The organism is Aeromonas sp. EERV15 (assembly GCF_900079845.1).
GTDB classification, from domain to species: domain Bacteria; phylum Pseudomonadota; class Gammaproteobacteria; order Enterobacterales; family Aeromonadaceae; genus Aeromonas; species Aeromonas sobria.
Map to the genome: position 1 here is coordinate 158,236 of NZ_FKKY02000010.1, position 15,266 is coordinate 173,501.

General features: G+C 52.1%; 28 protein-coding genes and 1 rRNA gene. All 29 read left to right on the forward strand.

All coding sequences use genetic code 11. From position 1 onward, the window contains the following. Positions 1 to 288: 288 nt before the first annotated feature. Positions 289 to 600: a 30S ribosomal protein S10 gene (gene rpsJ, locus BN4575_RS10960; RefSeq protein WP_042019353.1), complete on the forward strand. Its 312-nt coding sequence runs from the start codon at positions 289 to 291 to the stop codon at positions 598 to 600. Positions 601 to 622: 22 nt separating this feature from the next. Next, entirely contained in the window at positions 623 to 1,255 is a 633-nt protein-coding gene (rplC, locus tag BN4575_RS10965; protein WP_042019356.1) for a 50S ribosomal protein L3, read from the forward strand. A gap of 17 nt (positions 1,256 to 1,272) precedes the next feature. After that, positions 1,273 to 1,878 carry a 50S ribosomal protein L4 gene (gene rplD / locus BN4575_RS10970; protein ID WP_042019358.1) on the forward strand — a complete coding sequence of 202 codons (606 nt, stop codon included), beginning with the start codon at positions 1,273 to 1,275 and terminating at the stop codon, positions 1,876 to 1,878. Further along, a complete protein-coding gene (gene rplW, locus BN4575_RS10975; protein ID WP_345893614.1) occupies positions 1,878 to 2,177 on the forward strand; it encodes a 50S ribosomal protein L23 in 300 nt (99 codons plus the stop codon). The genes rplD and rplW overlap by 1 nt, the downstream gene beginning before the upstream one ends. A gap of 15 nt (positions 2,178 to 2,192) precedes the next feature. Further along, positions 2,193 to 3,014 carry a 50S ribosomal protein L2 gene (gene rplB / locus BN4575_RS10980; protein ID WP_033130006.1) on the forward strand — a complete coding sequence of 274 codons (822 nt, stop codon included), beginning with the start codon at positions 2,193 to 2,195 and terminating at the stop codon, positions 3,012 to 3,014. 22 nt (positions 3,015 to 3,036) lie between these two features. Next, positions 3,037 to 3,315 (forward strand): 30S ribosomal protein S19, encoded by a 279-nt coding sequence (gene rpsS, locus BN4575_RS10985; RefSeq protein ID WP_005307960.1) that lies wholly within the window; start codon positions 3,037 to 3,039, stop codon positions 3,313 to 3,315. Positions 3,316 to 3,325: 10 nt separating this feature from the next. Next, on the forward strand, positions 3,326 to 3,670 hold the full coding sequence (rplV, locus tag BN4575_RS10990; RefSeq protein WP_005890899.1) for a 50S ribosomal protein L22: 345 nt from the start codon (positions 3,326 to 3,328) through the stop codon (positions 3,668 to 3,670). Between the two features lie 3 nt (positions 3,671 to 3,673). Beyond that, positions 3,674 to 4,387 (forward strand): 30S ribosomal protein S3, encoded by a 714-nt coding sequence (gene rpsC / locus BN4575_RS10995; protein WP_042019362.1) that lies wholly within the window; start codon positions 3,674 to 3,676, stop codon positions 4,385 to 4,387. 13 nt (positions 4,388 to 4,400) lie between these two features. Beyond that, positions 4,401 to 4,814 (forward strand): 50S ribosomal protein L16, encoded by a 414-nt coding sequence (gene rplP / locus BN4575_RS11000; RefSeq protein WP_005319737.1) that lies wholly within the window; start codon positions 4,401 to 4,403, stop codon positions 4,812 to 4,814. Beyond that, positions 4,814 to 5,005, forward strand: coding sequence for a 50S ribosomal protein L29 (rpmC, locus tag BN4575_RS11005; protein ID WP_042019365.1), 192 nt, complete (start codon positions 4,814 to 4,816; stop codon positions 5,003 to 5,005). The genes rplP and rpmC overlap by 1 nt, the downstream gene beginning before the upstream one ends. After that, positions 5,005 to 5,253 (forward strand): 30S ribosomal protein S17, encoded by a 249-nt coding sequence (gene rpsQ, locus BN4575_RS11010; RefSeq protein ID WP_042019367.1) that lies wholly within the window; start codon positions 5,005 to 5,007, stop codon positions 5,251 to 5,253. Before rpmC ends, rpsQ begins: the two co-directional genes overlap by 1 nt. A gap of 148 nt (positions 5,254 to 5,401) precedes the next feature. After that, entirely contained in the window at positions 5,402 to 5,770 is a 369-nt protein-coding gene (gene rplN, locus BN4575_RS11015; protein WP_005890908.1) for a 50S ribosomal protein L14, read from the forward strand. Positions 5,771 to 5,781: 11 nt separating this feature from the next. After that, a complete protein-coding gene (gene rplX / locus BN4575_RS11020; protein ID WP_042019369.1) occupies positions 5,782 to 6,099 on the forward strand; it encodes a 50S ribosomal protein L24 in 318 nt (105 codons plus the stop codon). Between the two features lie 13 nt (positions 6,100 to 6,112). Then, complete coding sequence (gene rplE, locus BN4575_RS11025) at positions 6,113 to 6,652, forward strand: 50S ribosomal protein L5 (RefSeq protein WP_005319725.1); 540 nt, start codon at positions 6,113 to 6,115, stop codon at positions 6,650 to 6,652. A 10-nt stretch (positions 6,653 to 6,662) separates the two neighbouring features. Then, positions 6,663 to 6,968, forward strand: a complete 306-nt coding sequence (gene rpsN / locus BN4575_RS11030) for a 30S ribosomal protein S14 (protein WP_042010205.1) — start codon at positions 6,663 to 6,665, stop codon at positions 6,966 to 6,968. A 21-nt stretch (positions 6,969 to 6,989) separates the two neighbouring features. Next, entirely contained in the window at positions 6,990 to 7,382 is a 393-nt protein-coding gene (gene rpsH, locus BN4575_RS11035) for a 30S ribosomal protein S8 (RefSeq protein WP_042019371.1), read from the forward strand. A gap of 13 nt (positions 7,383 to 7,395) precedes the next feature. Next, positions 7,396 to 7,929, forward strand: coding sequence for a 50S ribosomal protein L6 (rplF, locus tag BN4575_RS11040; protein WP_042019373.1), 534 nt, complete (start codon positions 7,396 to 7,398; stop codon positions 7,927 to 7,929). A gap of 9 nt (positions 7,930 to 7,938) precedes the next feature. Then, positions 7,939 to 8,292 (forward strand): 50S ribosomal protein L18, encoded by a 354-nt coding sequence (gene rplR / locus BN4575_RS11045; RefSeq protein ID WP_042019374.1) that lies wholly within the window; start codon positions 7,939 to 7,941, stop codon positions 8,290 to 8,292. A gap of 14 nt (positions 8,293 to 8,306) precedes the next feature. Beyond that, the gene (gene rpsE / locus BN4575_RS11050; protein WP_005319713.1) at positions 8,307 to 8,807 is read left to right on the forward strand and encodes a 30S ribosomal protein S5; all 501 of its coding nucleotides are present in this window, start codon (positions 8,307 to 8,309) and stop codon (positions 8,805 to 8,807) included. Between the two features lie 6 nt (positions 8,808 to 8,813). Further along, positions 8,814 to 8,993, forward strand: a complete 180-nt coding sequence (rpmD, locus tag BN4575_RS11055; protein WP_005307985.1) for a 50S ribosomal protein L30 — start codon at positions 8,814 to 8,816, stop codon at positions 8,991 to 8,993. Between the two features lie 2 nt (positions 8,994 to 8,995). Further along, positions 8,996 to 9,433, forward strand: coding sequence for a 50S ribosomal protein L15 (rplO, locus tag BN4575_RS11060; RefSeq protein WP_042019377.1), 438 nt, complete (start codon positions 8,996 to 8,998; stop codon positions 9,431 to 9,433). Between the two features lie 8 nt (positions 9,434 to 9,441). Continuing rightward, entirely contained in the window at positions 9,442 to 10,770 is a 1,329-nt protein-coding gene (secY, locus tag BN4575_RS11065) for a preprotein translocase subunit SecY (RefSeq protein ID WP_042019379.1), read from the forward strand. Positions 10,771 to 10,797: 27 nt separating this feature from the next. Continuing rightward, positions 10,798 to 10,911 (forward strand): 50S ribosomal protein L36, encoded by a 114-nt coding sequence (gene rpmJ / locus BN4575_RS21210; protein WP_005319705.1) that lies wholly within the window; start codon positions 10,798 to 10,800, stop codon positions 10,909 to 10,911. 139 nt (positions 10,912 to 11,050) lie between these two features. Further along, a complete protein-coding gene (gene rpsM / locus BN4575_RS11070) occupies positions 11,051 to 11,407 on the forward strand; it encodes a 30S ribosomal protein S13 (protein ID WP_005307991.1) in 357 nt (118 codons plus the stop codon). A 14-nt stretch (positions 11,408 to 11,421) separates the two neighbouring features. Further along, a complete protein-coding gene (gene rpsK, locus BN4575_RS11075) occupies positions 11,422 to 11,811 on the forward strand; it encodes a 30S ribosomal protein S11 (RefSeq protein WP_005319702.1) in 390 nt (129 codons plus the stop codon). Positions 11,812 to 11,850: 39 nt separating this feature from the next. Further along, positions 11,851 to 12,471, forward strand: a complete 621-nt coding sequence (gene rpsD, locus BN4575_RS11080) for a 30S ribosomal protein S4 (protein WP_042019380.1) — start codon at positions 11,851 to 11,853, stop codon at positions 12,469 to 12,471. Positions 12,472 to 12,496: 25 nt separating this feature from the next. Continuing rightward, a complete protein-coding gene (gene rpoA, locus BN4575_RS11085) occupies positions 12,497 to 13,486 on the forward strand; it encodes a DNA-directed RNA polymerase subunit alpha (protein WP_042019383.1) in 990 nt (329 codons plus the stop codon). A gap of 43 nt (positions 13,487 to 13,529) precedes the next feature. Further along, the gene (gene rplQ, locus BN4575_RS11090; protein WP_042019386.1) at positions 13,530 to 13,913 is read left to right on the forward strand and encodes a 50S ribosomal protein L17; all 384 of its coding nucleotides are present in this window, start codon (positions 13,530 to 13,532) and stop codon (positions 13,911 to 13,913) included. Between the two features lie 1,239 nt (positions 13,914 to 15,152). Next, positions 15,153 to 15,266, forward strand: a 16S ribosomal RNA gene (locus BN4575_RS11095); the annotation flags it as partial.

Sequence of the window (15,266 nt, forward strand, 5' to 3'; positions counted from 1 at the left end):
TCGCTGCGAAGGTAATGGCAGGCCGCCTGACAGAGATCCATCTGCCACATAAAATTGTGCACAATGTGTGCGCGCTCCCTTGCGTAAATTTGAAAAATCCGTATACTCTCCCCCGCTTACCCATGAGGTAAGCCAGACGATATGTCTGCTGCTGAGCTCCTCGTTTACGAGAGCCAGCCATACAGTCCTCCCGATATGGGAGGAAACGTGAAAAATCACACCTCTGGCGGGAGCAATCTCGGTCGGGCGGTGCTGGTTTATGTTCTTTTATCTATTGGAGCTCTGTCAATGCAGAACCAAAGAATCCGTATTCGCCTGAAGGCTTTTGATCATCGCCTGATTGATCAATCTACAGCGGAAATCGTTGAAACTGCAAAGCGCACTGGCGCGCAGGTTCGCGGTCCTATCCCGCTGCCGACTCGCAAAGAGCGCTTCACCATTCTGACTTCCCCGCACGTCAACAAAGACGCGCGTGATCAGTATGAGATCCGCACTCACAAGCGTCTGGTAGACATCGTTGAGCCGACTGACAAGACCGTAGATGCTCTGATGCGTCTGGATCTGGCAGCTGGTGTAGACGTCCAGATCAGCCTGGGTTAATTACGGAAAGAGGTTGATAACAATGACAATCGGTCTTGTAGGTCGCAAAGTGGGTATGACTCGCATCTTCACTGAAGATGGCGTTTCTATCCCGGTGACTGTTATCGAAGTTGAAGCTAACCGTGTAACTCAGGTCAAATCTGTAGAAACCGACGGCTACAACGCTATTCAGGTTACCACTGGCGCCAAAAAAGCCAGCCGTGTAACCAAGCCTGAAGCTGGCCACTTCGCCAAAGCTGGCGTAGAAGCCGGTCGCGGCCTGTGGGAATTCCGCTTGAACAACGGTGAAACTTTCACTGTTGGTAACGAGCTGAAAGTAGATCTTCTCGCTGACGTTAAGCTGGTAGACGTTACTGGCACATCCAAGGGTAAAGGTTTTGCTGGTTGCGTTAAGCGCCACAACTTCCGCACCCAGGATATGACCCACGGTAACTCCTTGTCTCACCGCGCTCCGGGTTCTATCGGTCAGAACCAGACTCCGGGCCGTGTATTCAAGGGCAAAAAGATGGCTGGTCACATGGGTGCTGAGCGTGTAACTACTCAGAACCTGGAACTGGTTCGTGTTGACGCTGAACGTAACCTGCTGCTCATTAAAGGTGCAGTTCCGGGTGCGACCAACGGCAACGTGATCGTTAAACCTGCCGTCAAAGCGTAACGTCTGAGGAGATAGTAATGGAATTGGTAATGAAAGACGCCAAGAGCGCTCTTGAAGTTTCCGAGACTACCTTCGGGCGCGAATTCAACGAAGCTCTGGTTCACCAGGTCGTCGTTGCATATGCCGCAGGTGCCCGTCAGGGTACTCGTGCGCAGCTGACTCGCTCTGAAGTGTCTGGTGGCGGCAAAAAGCCGTGGCGTCAGAAGGGTACTGGTCGTGCCCGTGCTGGCTCCATCCGTTCGCCCATTTGGCGTTCCGGTGGTGTGACTTTTGCAGCTAAGCCGCAAGATCACAGCCAGAAAGTAAACAAGAAGATGTACCGCGGCGCTATCCGTAGCATCCTGTCCGAGCTGGTACGTCAAGAGCGCCTGATCGTTGTCGAGAAATTCGGTATCGATGCGCCTAAGACCAAAGAACTGATCGCCAAGCTGAAAGAGATGGAACTGAAAGACGTTCTGATCGTGACAGCTGAAGTCGATGAGAACCTGTTCCTGGCTGCTCGCAACCTGTACAAAGTTGACGTGCGTGATGTTGCCGGTATCGACCCGGTCAGCCTGATCGCTTTCGACAAGGTTCTGATGACTGCTGATGCAGTTAAGCAAATCGAGGAGATGCTGGCATGATCCGCGAAGAGCGTCTGTTGAAAGTTCTGAAGGCTCCGCATATCTCTGAAAAGAGCACTATGGTCGCAGAAAAGCAGAACACTATCGTGTTCAAAATTGCTGTTGATGCTACCAAAGCGGAAGTCAAAGCAGCAGTTGCGAAACTGTTCGAGGTTGAAGTTGAGACCGTCCGTACCCTGAACATGAAGGGTAAAACCAAGCGCGCAGGTGCACGCGTAGGCCGTCGTTCCGATTGGAAAAAGGCTTATGTGACCCTGAAAGCTGGTCAGGACATCGACTTCATGGGCGCAGCCGAGTAAGAGGAGTTCTCAAAAATGGCAATCGTTAAGTGCAAGCCTACCTCTCCGGGCCGCCGTCACGTCGTCAAGATCGTCAATCAAGAGCTGTACAAGGGCAAGCCCTTCGCCGCTCTGCTGGACAGCAAAAGCAAGTCCGGTGGTCGTAACAACAACGGCCGTATCACTACCCGTCATATCGGTGGTGGTCACAAGCAGCACTACCGTCTGGTCGACTTCAAGCGCGACAAAGACGGTATCCCGGCTAAAGTAGAGCGCCTGGAATACGATCCTAACCGTACCGCTAACATCGCTCTGGTGTTGTATGCAGACGGTGAGCGTCGTTACATCCTGGCTCCGAAAGGCCTGAAAGCTGGTGACGCGATCGCATCTGGTGCTGATGCTGCCATCAAGGTAGGTAACACCCTGCCGATGCGCAACATCCCGGTTGGTTCTACTGTTCACGCAGTTGAGATGAAGCCTGGTAAAGGTGCACAGCTGGCTCGTTCCGCTGGTACTTTCATCCAGATCCTGGCTCGTGATGGTAACTATGTAACTCTGCGTCTGCGTTCCGGCGAAGTACGTAAAGTTCTGGCCGAGTGCCGCGCCACCATCGGTGAAGTCGGTAACTCCGAGCACATGTTGCGTCAACTGGGTAAAGCCGGTGCCAACCGCTGGCGTGGTATTCGTCCGACCGTTCGCGGTATGGCGATGAACCCGGTCGACCACCCGCACGGTGGTGGTGAGGGTCGTAACAAAGGCATGCAGCCTGTGTCCCCATGGGGCCAGAAGGCTAAAGGCTTCAAGACCCGTAAGAACAAGCGTACCGACAAGTACATCGTACGTCGTCGTAACAAGTAATTGTTAACATAGAGGAATCACCATGCCACGTTCTCTCAAGAAGGGTCCATTTATTGACCTGCACTTGCTGAAGAAGGTAGAGAAAGCGGTGGAAAGCGGGGATAAAAAGCCGGTTAAAACCTGGTCCCGTCGTTCAATGATCATCCCGAACATGATCGGTTTGACCATCGCTGTCCATAATGGTCGTCAGCACGTTCCGGTTTTTGTTACCGAAGAAATGATCGGTCACAAACTGGGTGAATTCGCACCGACTCGTACTTATCGCGGCCATGCTGCTGATAAGAAGGCTAAGAAGCGCTAAGGGATAAATGATGGAAGCTATCGCTAAACACCGTTATGCCCGTACTTCTGCCCAGAAAGCTCGTCTGGTAGCCGATCAAGTACGTGGTCTGTCTGTAGACAAGGCTCTGACTCTCCTGACCTTCAGCCCGAAAAAGGCTGCAGTGCTGGTTAAGAAAGTGCTGGAATCTGCCATTGCAAACGCTGAGCACAACGAAGGCGCCGATATCGACGCGCTGCGTGTTGCTACTATCATGGTCGACGAAGGTCCCTCCATGAAGCGCATCCGTCCGCGTGCCAAAGGTCGTGCGGATCGTATCCTCAAGCGTACCGCTCACATCACTGTAGTGGTATCCGACGCTAAGGCTGGGAGATAAGCAATGGGTCAGAAAGTACATCCTAATGGCATTCGCCTGGGTATTACCAAGCCTTGGAATTCTACCTGGTTCGCGAACACCAAAGATTTCGCTGACAACTTGTTCAGCGATTTTCAAGTGCGCCAGTTCCTGACCAAGGAACTGAAAAACGCGTCCTTGTCCAAGATCACCATCGAGCGTCCGGCCAAGAGCATCCGTGTGACTATTCACACCGCTCGTCCGGGCATCGTGATTGGTAAGAAAGGCGAAGACGTTGAGAAACTGCGCAAAGCTGTAGCCGTTATTGCTGGCGTGCCTGCTCAGATCAACATTTCCGAAGTCCGCAAGCCGGAGCTGGACAGCAAACTTGTTGCTGACAGCATTACTTCCCAACTGGAACGTCGCGTAATGTTCCGTCGTGCTATGAAGCGCGCCGTACAGAACGCAATGCGCCTGGGTGCCAAGGGCATCAAAGTGGAAGTTTCCGGTCGTCTGGGCGGCGCTGAAATCGCGCGTACCGAATGGTACCGTGAAGGTCGTGTGCCTTTGCACACCCTGCGTGCCGACATCGACTACGCAACTTCTGAAGCCCACACCACTTACGGTGTGATCGGCGTTAAAGTTTGGATCTTCAAGGGTGAAGTTCTGGGCGGTCTGGCTGCTGTTGCTGCCGCTGCTGCTCAAGAGCAAGCTCCTGCAAAGCCCAAGCGTGACAACAAGCGCCGCGCTGCTAAGTAAGGAGATTCGGTAAATGTTGCAACCTAAGCGTACCAAATTCCGCAAGACCCATAAGGGTCGTAACCGCGGTCTGGCCAACACTGGTAACGAAGTATCCTTCGGTACCTTTGGCCTGAAGGCGACATCCCGTGGTCAACTGACTGCTCGTCAAATCGAAGCAGCCCGTCGTGCCATGACCCGTCACGTTAAGCGTCAAGGTAAGATCTGGATCCGTGTGTTCCCGGACAAGCCCATCACCGAAAAGCCCCTCGAAGTACGTATGGGTAAAGGTAAGGGTAACGTGGAATACTGGGTTTGCCCGATCCAGCCTGGCAAGGTTCTGTACGAGATGGATGGTGTACCTGAGGCTCTGGCGCGTGAAGCGTTTGCCTTGGCTGCTGCTAAGCTGTCCGTTCAGACCACTTTCGTAATTAAGACGGTGATGTGATGAAAGCTCAAGATCTGCGTCAAAAGAGCGTCGAAGAACTGAACCAGGAGCTGCTGGGCCTGCTGCGTGAGCAATTCAACATGCGCATGCAAGCATCCACCGGCCAACTGGCTCAGACTCACACTCTGAAACAAGTGCGTCGTGACGCCGCACGTATCAAGACTGTACTGACTGAGAAGGCAGGTGCGTAATGACTGACAAAATCCGTACTCTGCAAGGTCGTGTAATCAGCGACAAGATGGAGAAATCCATCACTGTTGCTATCGAGCGCAAGGTAAAGCACCCGATCTACGGTAAGATCATCAAGCGTACTACCAAGCTGCACGTGCACGATGAGAACAACGAGTGTAAAGCTGGCGATCTCGTGGAAATCCGCGAGTGCCGTCCGCTGTCCAAGACCAAGTCCTGGACCCTGGTTGGTATCTTAGAAAAGGCCTAATCGGTACTTTGTACTTCAAACGGCCCCCATTGCGGGGCCGTTTGTTTTTTAGGCTACCTTTTCTGAAAAAGCTGTGTTATAGTTTCGCGCCTTTTGAGGGCAGCCAGATCCCGAAAGGGATAAGAAGTAAACAAAGCGGAGCACTAAAATGATCCAGATGCAAAGTATGCTGGGCGTAGCCGACAACTCCGGCGCTCGCAGTGTAATGTGTATTAAGGTTCTGGGTGGCTCGCACCGCCGTTACGCCGGCATCGGCGACATCATCAAAGTTTCCATCAAGGAAGCCATTCCTCGCGGTAAAGTGAAGAAAGGTGATGTATATAACGCGGTGGTCGTACGCACCCGTAAAGGCGTTCGTCGTCCGGACGGCTCAGTCATCCGTTTCGACAACAATGCGGCTGTTTTGCTTAACGGCAACCAACAGCCAATCGGTACTCGTATTTTTGGCCCGGTGACCCGTGAACTGCGTAATGAGAAGTTCATGAAGATTGTGTCCCTGGCACCCGAAGTACTGTAAGGAGTCGAACGATGGCAGCTAAAATCCGTCGCGAAGACGAAGTGATCGTACTTACCGGCAAAGACAAGGGCAAGCGTGGCAAAGTCACTCAAGTCCTGATTGCAAAAGGTAAGGTATTCGTCGAAGGCATCAACCAGGTGAAGAAGCATCAGAAGCCGGTACCCGCATTGGGTCAGGCTGGCGGTATCATCACCAAAGAAGCCCCGATCGATGTATCAAACGTAGCGCTGTTCAACTCTGCCACTGGCAAAGCTGACCGCGTTGGTTTCCGGATTGAAGACGGCAAAAAAGTTCGTTTCTTCAAATCCACCGGCGAACTTGTGAAGTAATTGGAGTTTAACGATGGCGAAACTGCATGATTACTACAAATCAGATGTAGTAAATGAACTGGCCAAACAGTTCGGTTACAAGACTATCATGCAAGTCCCTCGGATCGAGAAAATCACCCTGAACATGGGTGTTGGTGAAGCGATCTCTGACAAGAAGTTGCTGGAAAATGCTGCTGCCGATATGGCTGCCATTTCCGGTCAGAAGCCGTTGATCACCAAAGCTCGCAAATCTGTTGCGGGCTTCAAGATTCGTGAAGGCTACCCGATAGGTTGTAAAGTAACCCTGCGTGGCGAGCGTATGTGGGAGTTCCTGGAACGGCTGATTTGCATCTCCGTACCGCGTATCCGTGACTTCCGTGGCCTGAACGCTAAAGCGTTCGACGGTCGTGGTAACTACTCCATGGGCGTGCGTGAGCAAATCATCTTCCCGGAAATCGACTATGACAAAGTCGATCGCGTCCGTGGTCTGGATATCACCATCACCACTTCCGCGAATACCGATGAAGAAGGCCGTGCTCTGCTGGCTGCCTTTAACTTCCCATTCCGCAAGTAAGGTTAGGGTTATGGCTAAAACATCCATGAAAGCGCGCGAAGCAAAGCGTGCGAAGCTGGTAGCCAAGTACGCCACCAAGCGTACCGAGCTGAAAGCTATCATCGTTGATATGAACGCTTCTGAAGAAGCGCGTTGGGATGCTGTACTGCAACTGCAACAGCTGCCCCGTGATTCCAGTCCGTCCCGCCAGCGTAACCGTTGCAATATTACTGGTCGTCCGCACGGTTTCCTGCGCAAGTTTGGTTTGTCTCGCATCAAGGTGCGTGAGCATGCCATGAAGGGCGAAATTCCGGGCCTGAAGAAGGCTTCTTGGTAACGAATCTCGGGAGTTAGACTTATGAGCATGCAAGATCCGATCGCGGATATGCTGACCCGCATCCGTAACGGTCAGGCGGCGAGCAAAGTTGCGGTTTCCATGCCTTCTTCCAAGCTGAAAGTGGCGATTGCCAACGTGCTGAAAGAAGAAGGTTACATTGCTGGCTACTCCGTAGCTGGTGATGTGAAGCCGGAACTGGAAATTGAACTGAAATATTTCCAGGGCAAGCCAGTTGTAGAACTGATCCAACGCGTGAGCCGTCCCGGCCTGCGTATTTACAAGCGCACTACTGATCTGCCGAAAGTTATGGGCGGTCTCGGTGTTGCTATCGTGTCCACGTCTAAAGGTGTGATGACTGACCGTGCTGCTCGCAAAGCAAGCATGGGCGGTGAGATCATCTGCTACGTCGCTTAATAGGAGGTAGGAAATGTCTCGTGTTGCTAAGGCACCCGTCACTATTCCTGCTGGCGTAGAGGTGACTCTGAACGGCCAGGAACTGACCATCAAAGGTGGTAAAGGTTCTCTGGTTCGCTCTATTCACGCCGGTGTAGAAGTGACCAAAGAAGACAATGTACTGAAGTTCGCCCCGCGCGACAGCATCGCTGGTGCTGACGCTCAGGCCGGTACTGCACGTGCATTGGTCAACAACATGGTAATCGGTGTTACCCAAGGCTTCGAGCGCAAGCTGCAGCTGGTTGGTGTAGGTTACAAAGCCTCCATCAAGGGCAATGCTGTAGCGCTGGCTCTGGGCTTCTCTCACCCGGTAGAGCATGCGCTGCCGGCTGGTGTGACCGCTGAGTGTCCGACTGCCACAGAAATCGTTCTGCGTGGTGTCGACAAGCAGATGGTTGGCCAAGTCGCCGCCGATATCCGTTCTTACCGCGCTCCGGAGCCCTACAAGGGCAAGGGTGTACGCTATGCCAATGAGCAAGTGCGTACTAAAGAAGCTAAGAAGAAGTAAGGTAACACTATGGACAAGAAAGCAGCTCGTCTCCGTCGTGCTACTCGTGCTCGGAAGAAGATGCAGGAACTGGGAGCTACCCGTCTGGTTGTTCACCGTACCCCGCGTCATATCTACGCGCAGGTAATCGCAGCCAACGGTTCCGAAGTTCTGGCCTCTGCTTCCACAGTAGAGAAAGCCATCAGTGAAGGGCTCAAACACTCCGGTAATGCTGATGCAGCTACCGCAGTGGGTAAAGCAATCGCTGAGCGTGCTATTGCCAAAGGCGTTCAGAACGTATCTTTCGATCGTTCCGGTTTCAAGTATCATGGTCGCATTGCCGCTCTGGCAACTGCTGCACGTGACGCTGGTCTTCAGTTCTAAGCTAGGAGTCGAAGATGGCTAAAGTCGAATCTCAAGCCGGCGAACTGCAAGAAAAGCTGATTGCAGTCAACCGTGTTTCGAAAACTGTTAAAGGTGGTCGTATCATGTCCTTCACCGCGTTGACCGTGGTGGGTGATGGTAACGGCCGTGTAGGTTACGGTTACGGTAAAGCCCGTGAAGTTCCAGCTGCTATTCAAAAAGCAATGGAACAGGCTAAGCGTAACCTGAGCAAGGTTGAGCTGAACAATGGCACTCTGCACCACCCGGTGCGTGGTGTTCACTCAGGTTCTTCCGTGTTCATGAAGCCGGCCTCACAAGGTACTGGTATCATTGCAGGCGGCGCCATGCGTGCTGTTCTGGAAGTTGCTGGTATCCACAACGTGCTGGCCAAGACCTACGGTTCCACCAACCCAATCAACGTTGTTCGCGCAACTGTAGACGCTCTGGTACAGGGTCAATCCCCGGCCCAGATCGCTGCCAAGCGTGGTCTGCGCGTTGAAGAAATTCTGGGGTAATGCGACATGGCTAACACTGTAAAAGTAACTCAAACTCGCAGCTCTATCGGCCGTCTGCCAAAGCACAAGGCGACTCTGCGTGGTCTGGGTCTGCGTCGCATTGGTCACACCGTTGAGCTGGAAGATACTCCTTGCGTACGCGGTATGATCAACCAGGTTTATTACATGGTTAAGGTGGAGGGCTAAGCATGCGTCTGAACACTCTGTCTCCGGCCGCTGGTTCCAAGCCTGAAAAACAACGTCGTGGTCGTGGTATCGGCTCCGGCTTAGGCAAGACTGGTGGTCGTGGTGTTAAAGGCCAAACCTCTCGTTCCGGTGGCGGTAAAGTCCGCAACGGTTTCGAAGGTGGTCAGATGCCTTTGAAAATCCGTCTGCCAAAGTTCGGTTTCTTCTCTCGCAAATCGCTGATTTCAGCTGAAGTGCGTCTGAACGAAATCGCCATGGTAGAAGGTGATGTGGTCGATCTGAGCACTCTGAAGCAAGCCGGTGTTGTTACTAAGAACATCGTTTTCGCTAAAGTTGTTCTGTCTGGCAACATTGACCGTGCTGTGACCGTTCGTGGTGTGTCCGTCACTAAAGGTGCACGTGCAGCCATCGAGGCCGCTGGCGGTAAAATCGAGGAATAATCAGTACAATGGCTAAGAAACCAGGATTGGATGTTAAAGCACAGGGTGGTCTGAGTGAATTGAAGAGCCGTCTGCTCTTCGTTCTCGGGGCGATTATCGTTTTCCGTGCAGGCTCTTATGTGCCGATTCCTGGTATTGACGCCGCCGTACTGGCCGAGTTGTTCCAACAACAGAAGGGCACCATCATTGAGATGTTTAACATGTTCAGTGGTGGTGCACTATCGCGTGCTTCTATTCTTGCGCTGGGGATCATGCCGTATATTTCGGCGTCGATCATCATCCAGCTGCTGACAGTGGTTCACCCCGCTCTTGCTGAACTCAAGAAAGAAGGTGAATCCGGCCGTCGCAAGATTAACCAATATACTCGTTGGGGCACGCTGGTTTTGGGAACTTTCCAGGCCATTGGTATTGCAACAGGTCTGCCGAATATGATGCAAGGGCTCGTGTCTCACCCGGGTCTTGGTTTCTACTTCACAGCCGTTGTAAGTCTGGTCACCGGTACCATGTTTTTGATGTGGTTGGGTGAACAGATTACCGAGCGTGGGATTGGTAATGGTATCTCGTTGATTATTTTTACGGGTATCGTTGCTGGTCTGCCGCATGCCATTGGCGCTACGGCCGAACAGGCACGTCAAGGGGAATTACACATCCTGCTGTTGTTGTTGCTGGGCTTGATTGTTTTCGCAGTGACTTACTTTGTGGTGTTTGTGGAGCGTGGTCAGCGTCGTATCGTCGTTAACTATGCAAAGCGTCAACAAGGCCGCCAGGTATTCGCCGCGCAAAGCACACACCTGCCATTGAAAGTTAATATGGCCGGTGTGATTCCTGCGATTTTCGCATCCAGTATCATCCTGTTCCCAGGGACCATTACCTCTTGGTTTGGTCAGGGAGAGGGTAAAGTCGCTGATATCCTGCAGCAGGTCTCTATGGTCCTGCAGCCTGGTCAACCGCTTTACGAGATGCTGTATGCAGCAGCCATTATCTTCTTCTGCTTCTTCTATACCGCGTTGGTGTTTAATCCCCGCGAGACAGCTGATAATCTGAAGAAGAGTGGAGCCTTTATCCCGGGGATCCGCCCGGGCGAGCAGACAGCACGTTACATCGATAAGGTTATGACTCGCCTGACATTGGCAGGTGCGCTCTATATAACCTTTATCTGTCTGGTACCCCAGTTCTTGATGACTGCCTGGAACGTACAGTTCTACTTCGGTGGCACTTCGCTGCTGATTATCGTGGTAGTTATCATGGACTTCATGGCTCAGGTACAAACCCATATGATGTCTCATCAATATGGTGATGTTCTGAGGAAGGCCAACCTGAAGGGCTACGGCCGCTAAAGGTCGGCGTAGTTACGGAGTTAAGCAATGAAAGTTCGTGCTTCCGTTAAGGCAATCTGCCGTAACTGCAAAATCATCAAGCGTCACGGTGTGGTGCGTGTGATTTGCAGCGAGCCAAAGCATAAACAGCGCCAAGGCTAATTTTTTACGGTTAGTACTTGCAACAAATAGTTGTGCTGGCTAATATAGCCAGCCAACTTTTGTTGTGTATTGGTTGACCGCCACGTATCCGCTCACGGGCTTTGTGGTGGTCGTAATCTACTATATGTAGGAGTGAATAGTGGCCCGTATCGCTGGCATTAACATTCCTGACCATAAGCATGCAGTCATTGCGTTGACTGCGATTTATGGCGTCGGTCGTACCCGCTCCAAGGCCATCTGTGCCGCAGCCGGTATCGCTGAGAATGTGAAAATTAAAGACCTGGACGAAGCTCAGATCGAGAGTCTGCGTGAACAAGTAGGTAAATTCACCGTTGAAGGTGACCTGCGTCGTCAGATTTCCATGAACATCAAGCGATTGATGGATCTGGGTTGCTACCGTGGTTTGCGTCACCGTCGTAGCCTGCCTGTTCGTGGTCAACGTACCAAGACCAACGCTCGTACCCGTAAGGGTCCGCGCAAGGCTATCAAGAAGTAACGGGAAGGTAGAAAATGGCTAAAACTCCGACTCGTGCTCGCAAGCGCGTTAAAAAGCAAGTGAGCGACGGTATTGCGCACGTTCATGCATCTTTCAACAACACAATCGTGACCATTACTGACCGTCAGGGCAATGCTCTGTCATGGGCTACCTCCGGTGGTTCAGGTTTCCGTGGTTCCCGTAAGTCCACTCCGTTTGCTGCCCAGGTAGCTGCTGAGCGTGCTGGTGAGATCGCCAAAGAATACGGCGTGAAGAACCTGGAAGTCATGGTCAAAGGTCCGGGTCCCGGTCGTGAGTCATCCATCCGCGCTCTGAACGCGGCTGGTTTCCGCATCACTAATATTACTGATGTGACTCCGATCCCGCACAACGGTTGTCGTCCTCCCAAGAAGCGCCGCGTATAACGCTGTTGCAACTTGGTCTAGGATTGTTGGAGAAAGAAGATGGCAAGATATATCGGTCCTAAGCTTAAGCTTAGCCGTCGCGAGGGTACAGACCTCTTCCTGAAGTCTGGCGTTCGCGCGATTGACTCTAAGTGCAAGATTGACACCGCCCCTGGTCAGCACGGTGCGCGTAAAGCGCGTCTGTCCGACTACGGTGTTCAGCTGCGCGAAAAGCAAAAAGTTCGTCGTATTTACGGCGTATTGGAAAAACAGTTCCGCAACTACTATCGCGATGCTGCCCGTCAAAAAGGTAACACCGGTGAAAACCTGTTGCAGCTGCTGGAAGGTCGTTTGGACAACGTTGTTTACCGTATGGGTTTCGGCGCTACTCGTGCTGAATCTCGCCAGCTGGTGAGCCACAAGGCCATCATGGTAAACGGTCGCGTTGTGAACATTCCTTCTTTCCAGGTTTCCCCTGAGGACGTGATCTGCGTTCGTGAGAAGGCTAAGAAGCAAGCGCGTATCAAAGCATCCCTTGAGGTTGCTGGTCAGCGTGAGAAGCCGACTTGGGTAGAGGTTGACGCCGCTAAAATGGAAGGTGCTTACAAGCGTCTGCCAGAGCGTTCTGACCTGTCTGCCGACATTAACGAACAGCTGATCGTCGAGCTTTACTCCAAGTAAAGCTAGCTTCTAAAGAGAGGACACAATGCTGGGTTCTGTAACAGATTTTCTTAAACCGCGGCTAGTTGACATCGAGCAAGTTAGCCCGACTCATGCGAAAGTGACTCTTGAGCCACTTGAGCGTGGCTTTGGCCACACGCTGGGCAATGCTCTGCGTCGTATTTTGCTGTCATCTATGCCCGGTTGTGCAGTTACTGAAGTCGAAATTGACGGGGTACTGCATGAGTACAGCAGCAAAGAAGGTGTGCAGGAAGACATTCTTGAAATTCTGCTTAACCTGAAAGGTATCGCTGTGAAGCTGGAAGGCAAGGACGAGGTAACTCTGTCCCTGACCAAGTCTGGAACAGGCCCCGTTACCGCTGGTGATATCACTCACGGTGATGAAGTCGAGATCGTAAACCCGGAGCACGTAATCTGCCACCTGACCGGTGCTAATGCTGACATCAGCATGCGCCTGAAAGTCCAGCGCGGTCGTGGTTATGTGCCTGCTTCTGCTCGTGTTCACAACGATGATGAAGAGCGTCCGATAGGTCGCCTGCTGCTGGACTCTGCGTTCAGCCCCATCGTTCGTATTGCCTACAATGTTGAGGCAGCACGTGTGGAACAGCGTACCGACTTGGACAAGCTCGTCATCGACATGGAGACCAATGGTACTCTGGATCCTGAAGAAGCTATCCGTCGCTCTGCCACTATTTTGGCCGAGCAGCTGGAAGCCTTCGTGGATCTGCGCGATGTCAGCGTGCCCGAGAAGAAAGAAGAGAAACCCGAGTTTGATCCGATTCTGCTGCGTCCTGTCGATGATTTGGAGCTGACAGTTCGTTCTGCGAACTGTCTGAAGGCAGAAGCTATCCACTATATTGGTGATCTGGTACAGCGTACCGAAGTTGAGTTGCTTAAAACTCCTAACCTCGGTAAGAAGTCCCTGACTGAGATCAAGGATGTGTTGGCCTCCCGTGGTCTGTCTCTTGGCATGCGCCTTGAGAATTGGCCGCCCGCCAGCATCGCTGACGAGTAATCCAGATTACGGGTTTCACAGATTTAGTTAGAAGGATAAGGTCATGCGCCATCGTTTGAGTGGTCGTCAACTGAACCGGAACAGCAGCCATCGTCAGGCTATGTTCCGCAACATGGCCAGCTCACTGGTTCGTCATGAGATCATCAAGACGACTGTGCCTAAGGCAAAAGAGCTGCGCCGTGTAGTTGAACCGCTGATCACCCTTGCCAAGACTGATAGCGTTGCTAATCGTCGCCTGGCATTTGCCCGTACTCGCGATAACGCGATCGTGGCTAAGCTGTTCAATGAACTGGGCCCGCGCTACCTGGAGCGCGCCGGCGGTTATACTCGCATTCTGAAATGCGGTTTCCGTGCAGGCGATAACGCCCCTATGGCTTATATTGAGCTGGTAGACCGCCCGGCCGCTGCTGAAGCAGCTGCTGAGTGATATAAAGAAAAAGCCGGGCTTGTCCCGGCTTTTCTTTTAATAGATTCTGATACTGCCTCAACTGCCTCAACTGCCTCAACTGCCTCAACTGCCTCAACTGCCTCAACTGCCTCAACTGCCTCAACTGCCTCAACTGCCTCAACTGCCTCAACTGCCCTAAATGAATCATCTCGATTTCCTAGACCGCTCAAGCGCCTTAAACCGATGCTATTTAGGTGAAGTGAAGATTAAGCCGCAGCGTTATACAGAAAAATTTAAATTGGCCGCTGTCAAGCTGGTGACAGAGCGCCATTACCTGTGGCGTAGGTTGCCGAGATAGTCGGTGTTTCCAGACTCGGTATGTACACCTGGATCAAACGCTACAGCCAGCCGAGCTACGGTGCCTATAGGCTGAGCTGAGCAGCGTGATTGATGAGCGAGATAATTTTAAAAGGCCGCCTATTTCGCCAAGCTGTTAGGGTAAGGCCTCCCTCATCCAGGGGCACAGCTTCACGCATCCCACCCAGAGGCTGTGCCGCATGATGAATCTCCACACTCGTGGTTCGCTTGGTTGCGACAGCCTTCATCTGCTTGGGCACGGGAGGATAAATAACTCCTCGGCCAGATCAAGGCATGCTGACTAGAAAGAGGAGGTGATTCACCTACCACGCCTTTGGATGCCAGAGAGTGCTGGCCTGACGATTCGCTTTCTCCTATATATGGACTTGGTTCTACCTCGGCAGCAAGACATCCTCGTTGTTGCTGTAGTGCAGGATTAAAGGGTTAAAGCAGAGTGAGTTACCTACAGAGATGTTACTTTTGTGGATAAGTCTGTGCAAAGGCTGTGTGTTGATATGAATAACTAATAAATCGCATTTTTTGCAATTTAATTGCGGTAAAGCCTTGCCAATGTGAGCGGGATCTCTATAATGCGCCACATCGACAGGGCAAGCGGCAACGCAAACAGCCCAGTCGGTAACCTCGAAAAGCCTTTGAAAATAAGGCTTGACTCGAGAAGGCGGTTGAGTAGAATTCCACTCCCGCAGCAACACACTGTTGCGTCGCTCTTTAACAATTTGAATCAAGCAATCTGTGTGGGCACTCACAGCATCGAGCATCAAAATTAATTTTTGATTTTCAATGTCTGGTGAAGTGACCAAAACGATTTCTTAGCAATAAGAAGTCGAACAGTTTATTTCAGCAATTCATTGAGCCGCTGAAGTTCATTGCCTCGGTAATGAATGAACGCAAACCAAACTTAAATTGAAGAGTTTGATCATGGCTCAGATTGAACGCTGGCGGCAGGCCTAACACATGCAAGTCGAGCGGCAGCGGGAAAGTAGCTTGCTACTTTTGCCGGCGAGCGGCGGACGG

What these genes read in the sequence shown, in the direction of transcription:
- rpsJ (WP_042019353.1), top strand. Translation starts at nt 289, where the DNA reads ATGCAGAACCAAAGAATCCGTATTCGCCTGAAGGCTTTTGATCATCGC.
- rplC (WP_042019356.1), top strand. Translation starts at nt 623, where the DNA reads ATGACAATCGGTCTTGTAGGTCGCAAAGTGGGTATGACTCGCATCTTC.
- rplD (WP_042019358.1), top strand. Translation starts at nt 1,273, where the DNA reads ATGGAATTGGTAATGAAAGACGCCAAGAGCGCTCTTGAAGTTTCCGAG.
- rplB (WP_033130006.1), top strand. Translation starts at nt 2,193, where the DNA reads ATGGCAATCGTTAAGTGCAAGCCTACCTCTCCGGGCCGCCGTCACGTC.
- rpsS (WP_005307960.1), top strand. Translation starts at nt 3,037, where the DNA reads ATGCCACGTTCTCTCAAGAAGGGTCCATTTATTGACCTGCACTTGCTG.
- rplV (WP_005890899.1), top strand. Translation starts at nt 3,326, where the DNA reads ATGGAAGCTATCGCTAAACACCGTTATGCCCGTACTTCTGCCCAGAAA.
- rpsC (WP_042019362.1), top strand. Translation starts at nt 3,674, where the DNA reads ATGGGTCAGAAAGTACATCCTAATGGCATTCGCCTGGGTATTACCAAG.
- rplP (WP_005319737.1), top strand. Translation starts at nt 4,401, where the DNA reads ATGTTGCAACCTAAGCGTACCAAATTCCGCAAGACCCATAAGGGTCGT.
- rpmC (WP_042019365.1), top strand. Translation starts at nt 4,814, where the DNA reads ATGAAAGCTCAAGATCTGCGTCAAAAGAGCGTCGAAGAACTGAACCAG.
- rpsQ (WP_042019367.1), top strand. Translation starts at nt 5,005, where the DNA reads ATGACTGACAAAATCCGTACTCTGCAAGGTCGTGTAATCAGCGACAAG.
- rplN (WP_005890908.1), top strand. Translation starts at nt 5,402, where the DNA reads ATGATCCAGATGCAAAGTATGCTGGGCGTAGCCGACAACTCCGGCGCT.
- rplX (WP_042019369.1), top strand. Translation starts at nt 5,782, where the DNA reads ATGGCAGCTAAAATCCGTCGCGAAGACGAAGTGATCGTACTTACCGGC.
- rplE (WP_005319725.1), top strand. Translation starts at nt 6,113, where the DNA reads ATGGCGAAACTGCATGATTACTACAAATCAGATGTAGTAAATGAACTG.
- rpsN (WP_042010205.1), top strand. Translation starts at nt 6,663, where the DNA reads ATGGCTAAAACATCCATGAAAGCGCGCGAAGCAAAGCGTGCGAAGCTG.
- rpsH (WP_042019371.1), top strand. Translation starts at nt 6,990, where the DNA reads ATGAGCATGCAAGATCCGATCGCGGATATGCTGACCCGCATCCGTAAC.
- rplF (WP_042019373.1), top strand. Translation starts at nt 7,396, where the DNA reads ATGTCTCGTGTTGCTAAGGCACCCGTCACTATTCCTGCTGGCGTAGAG.
- rplR (WP_042019374.1), top strand. Translation starts at nt 7,939, where the DNA reads ATGGACAAGAAAGCAGCTCGTCTCCGTCGTGCTACTCGTGCTCGGAAG.
- rpsE (WP_005319713.1), top strand. Translation starts at nt 8,307, where the DNA reads ATGGCTAAAGTCGAATCTCAAGCCGGCGAACTGCAAGAAAAGCTGATT.
- rpmD (WP_005307985.1), top strand. Translation starts at nt 8,814, where the DNA reads ATGGCTAACACTGTAAAAGTAACTCAAACTCGCAGCTCTATCGGCCGT.
- rplO (WP_042019377.1), top strand. Translation starts at nt 8,996, where the DNA reads ATGCGTCTGAACACTCTGTCTCCGGCCGCTGGTTCCAAGCCTGAAAAA.
- secY (WP_042019379.1), top strand. Translation starts at nt 9,442, where the DNA reads ATGGCTAAGAAACCAGGATTGGATGTTAAAGCACAGGGTGGTCTGAGT.
- rpmJ (WP_005319705.1), top strand. Translation starts at nt 10,798, where the DNA reads ATGAAAGTTCGTGCTTCCGTTAAGGCAATCTGCCGTAACTGCAAAATC.
- rpsK (WP_005319702.1), top strand. Translation starts at nt 11,422, where the DNA reads ATGGCTAAAACTCCGACTCGTGCTCGCAAGCGCGTTAAAAAGCAAGTG.
- rpsD (WP_042019380.1), top strand. Translation starts at nt 11,851, where the DNA reads ATGGCAAGATATATCGGTCCTAAGCTTAAGCTTAGCCGTCGCGAGGGT.
- rpoA (WP_042019383.1), top strand. Translation starts at nt 12,497, where the DNA reads ATGCTGGGTTCTGTAACAGATTTTCTTAAACCGCGGCTAGTTGACATC.
- rplQ (WP_042019386.1), top strand. Translation starts at nt 13,530, where the DNA reads ATGCGCCATCGTTTGAGTGGTCGTCAACTGAACCGGAACAGCAGCCAT.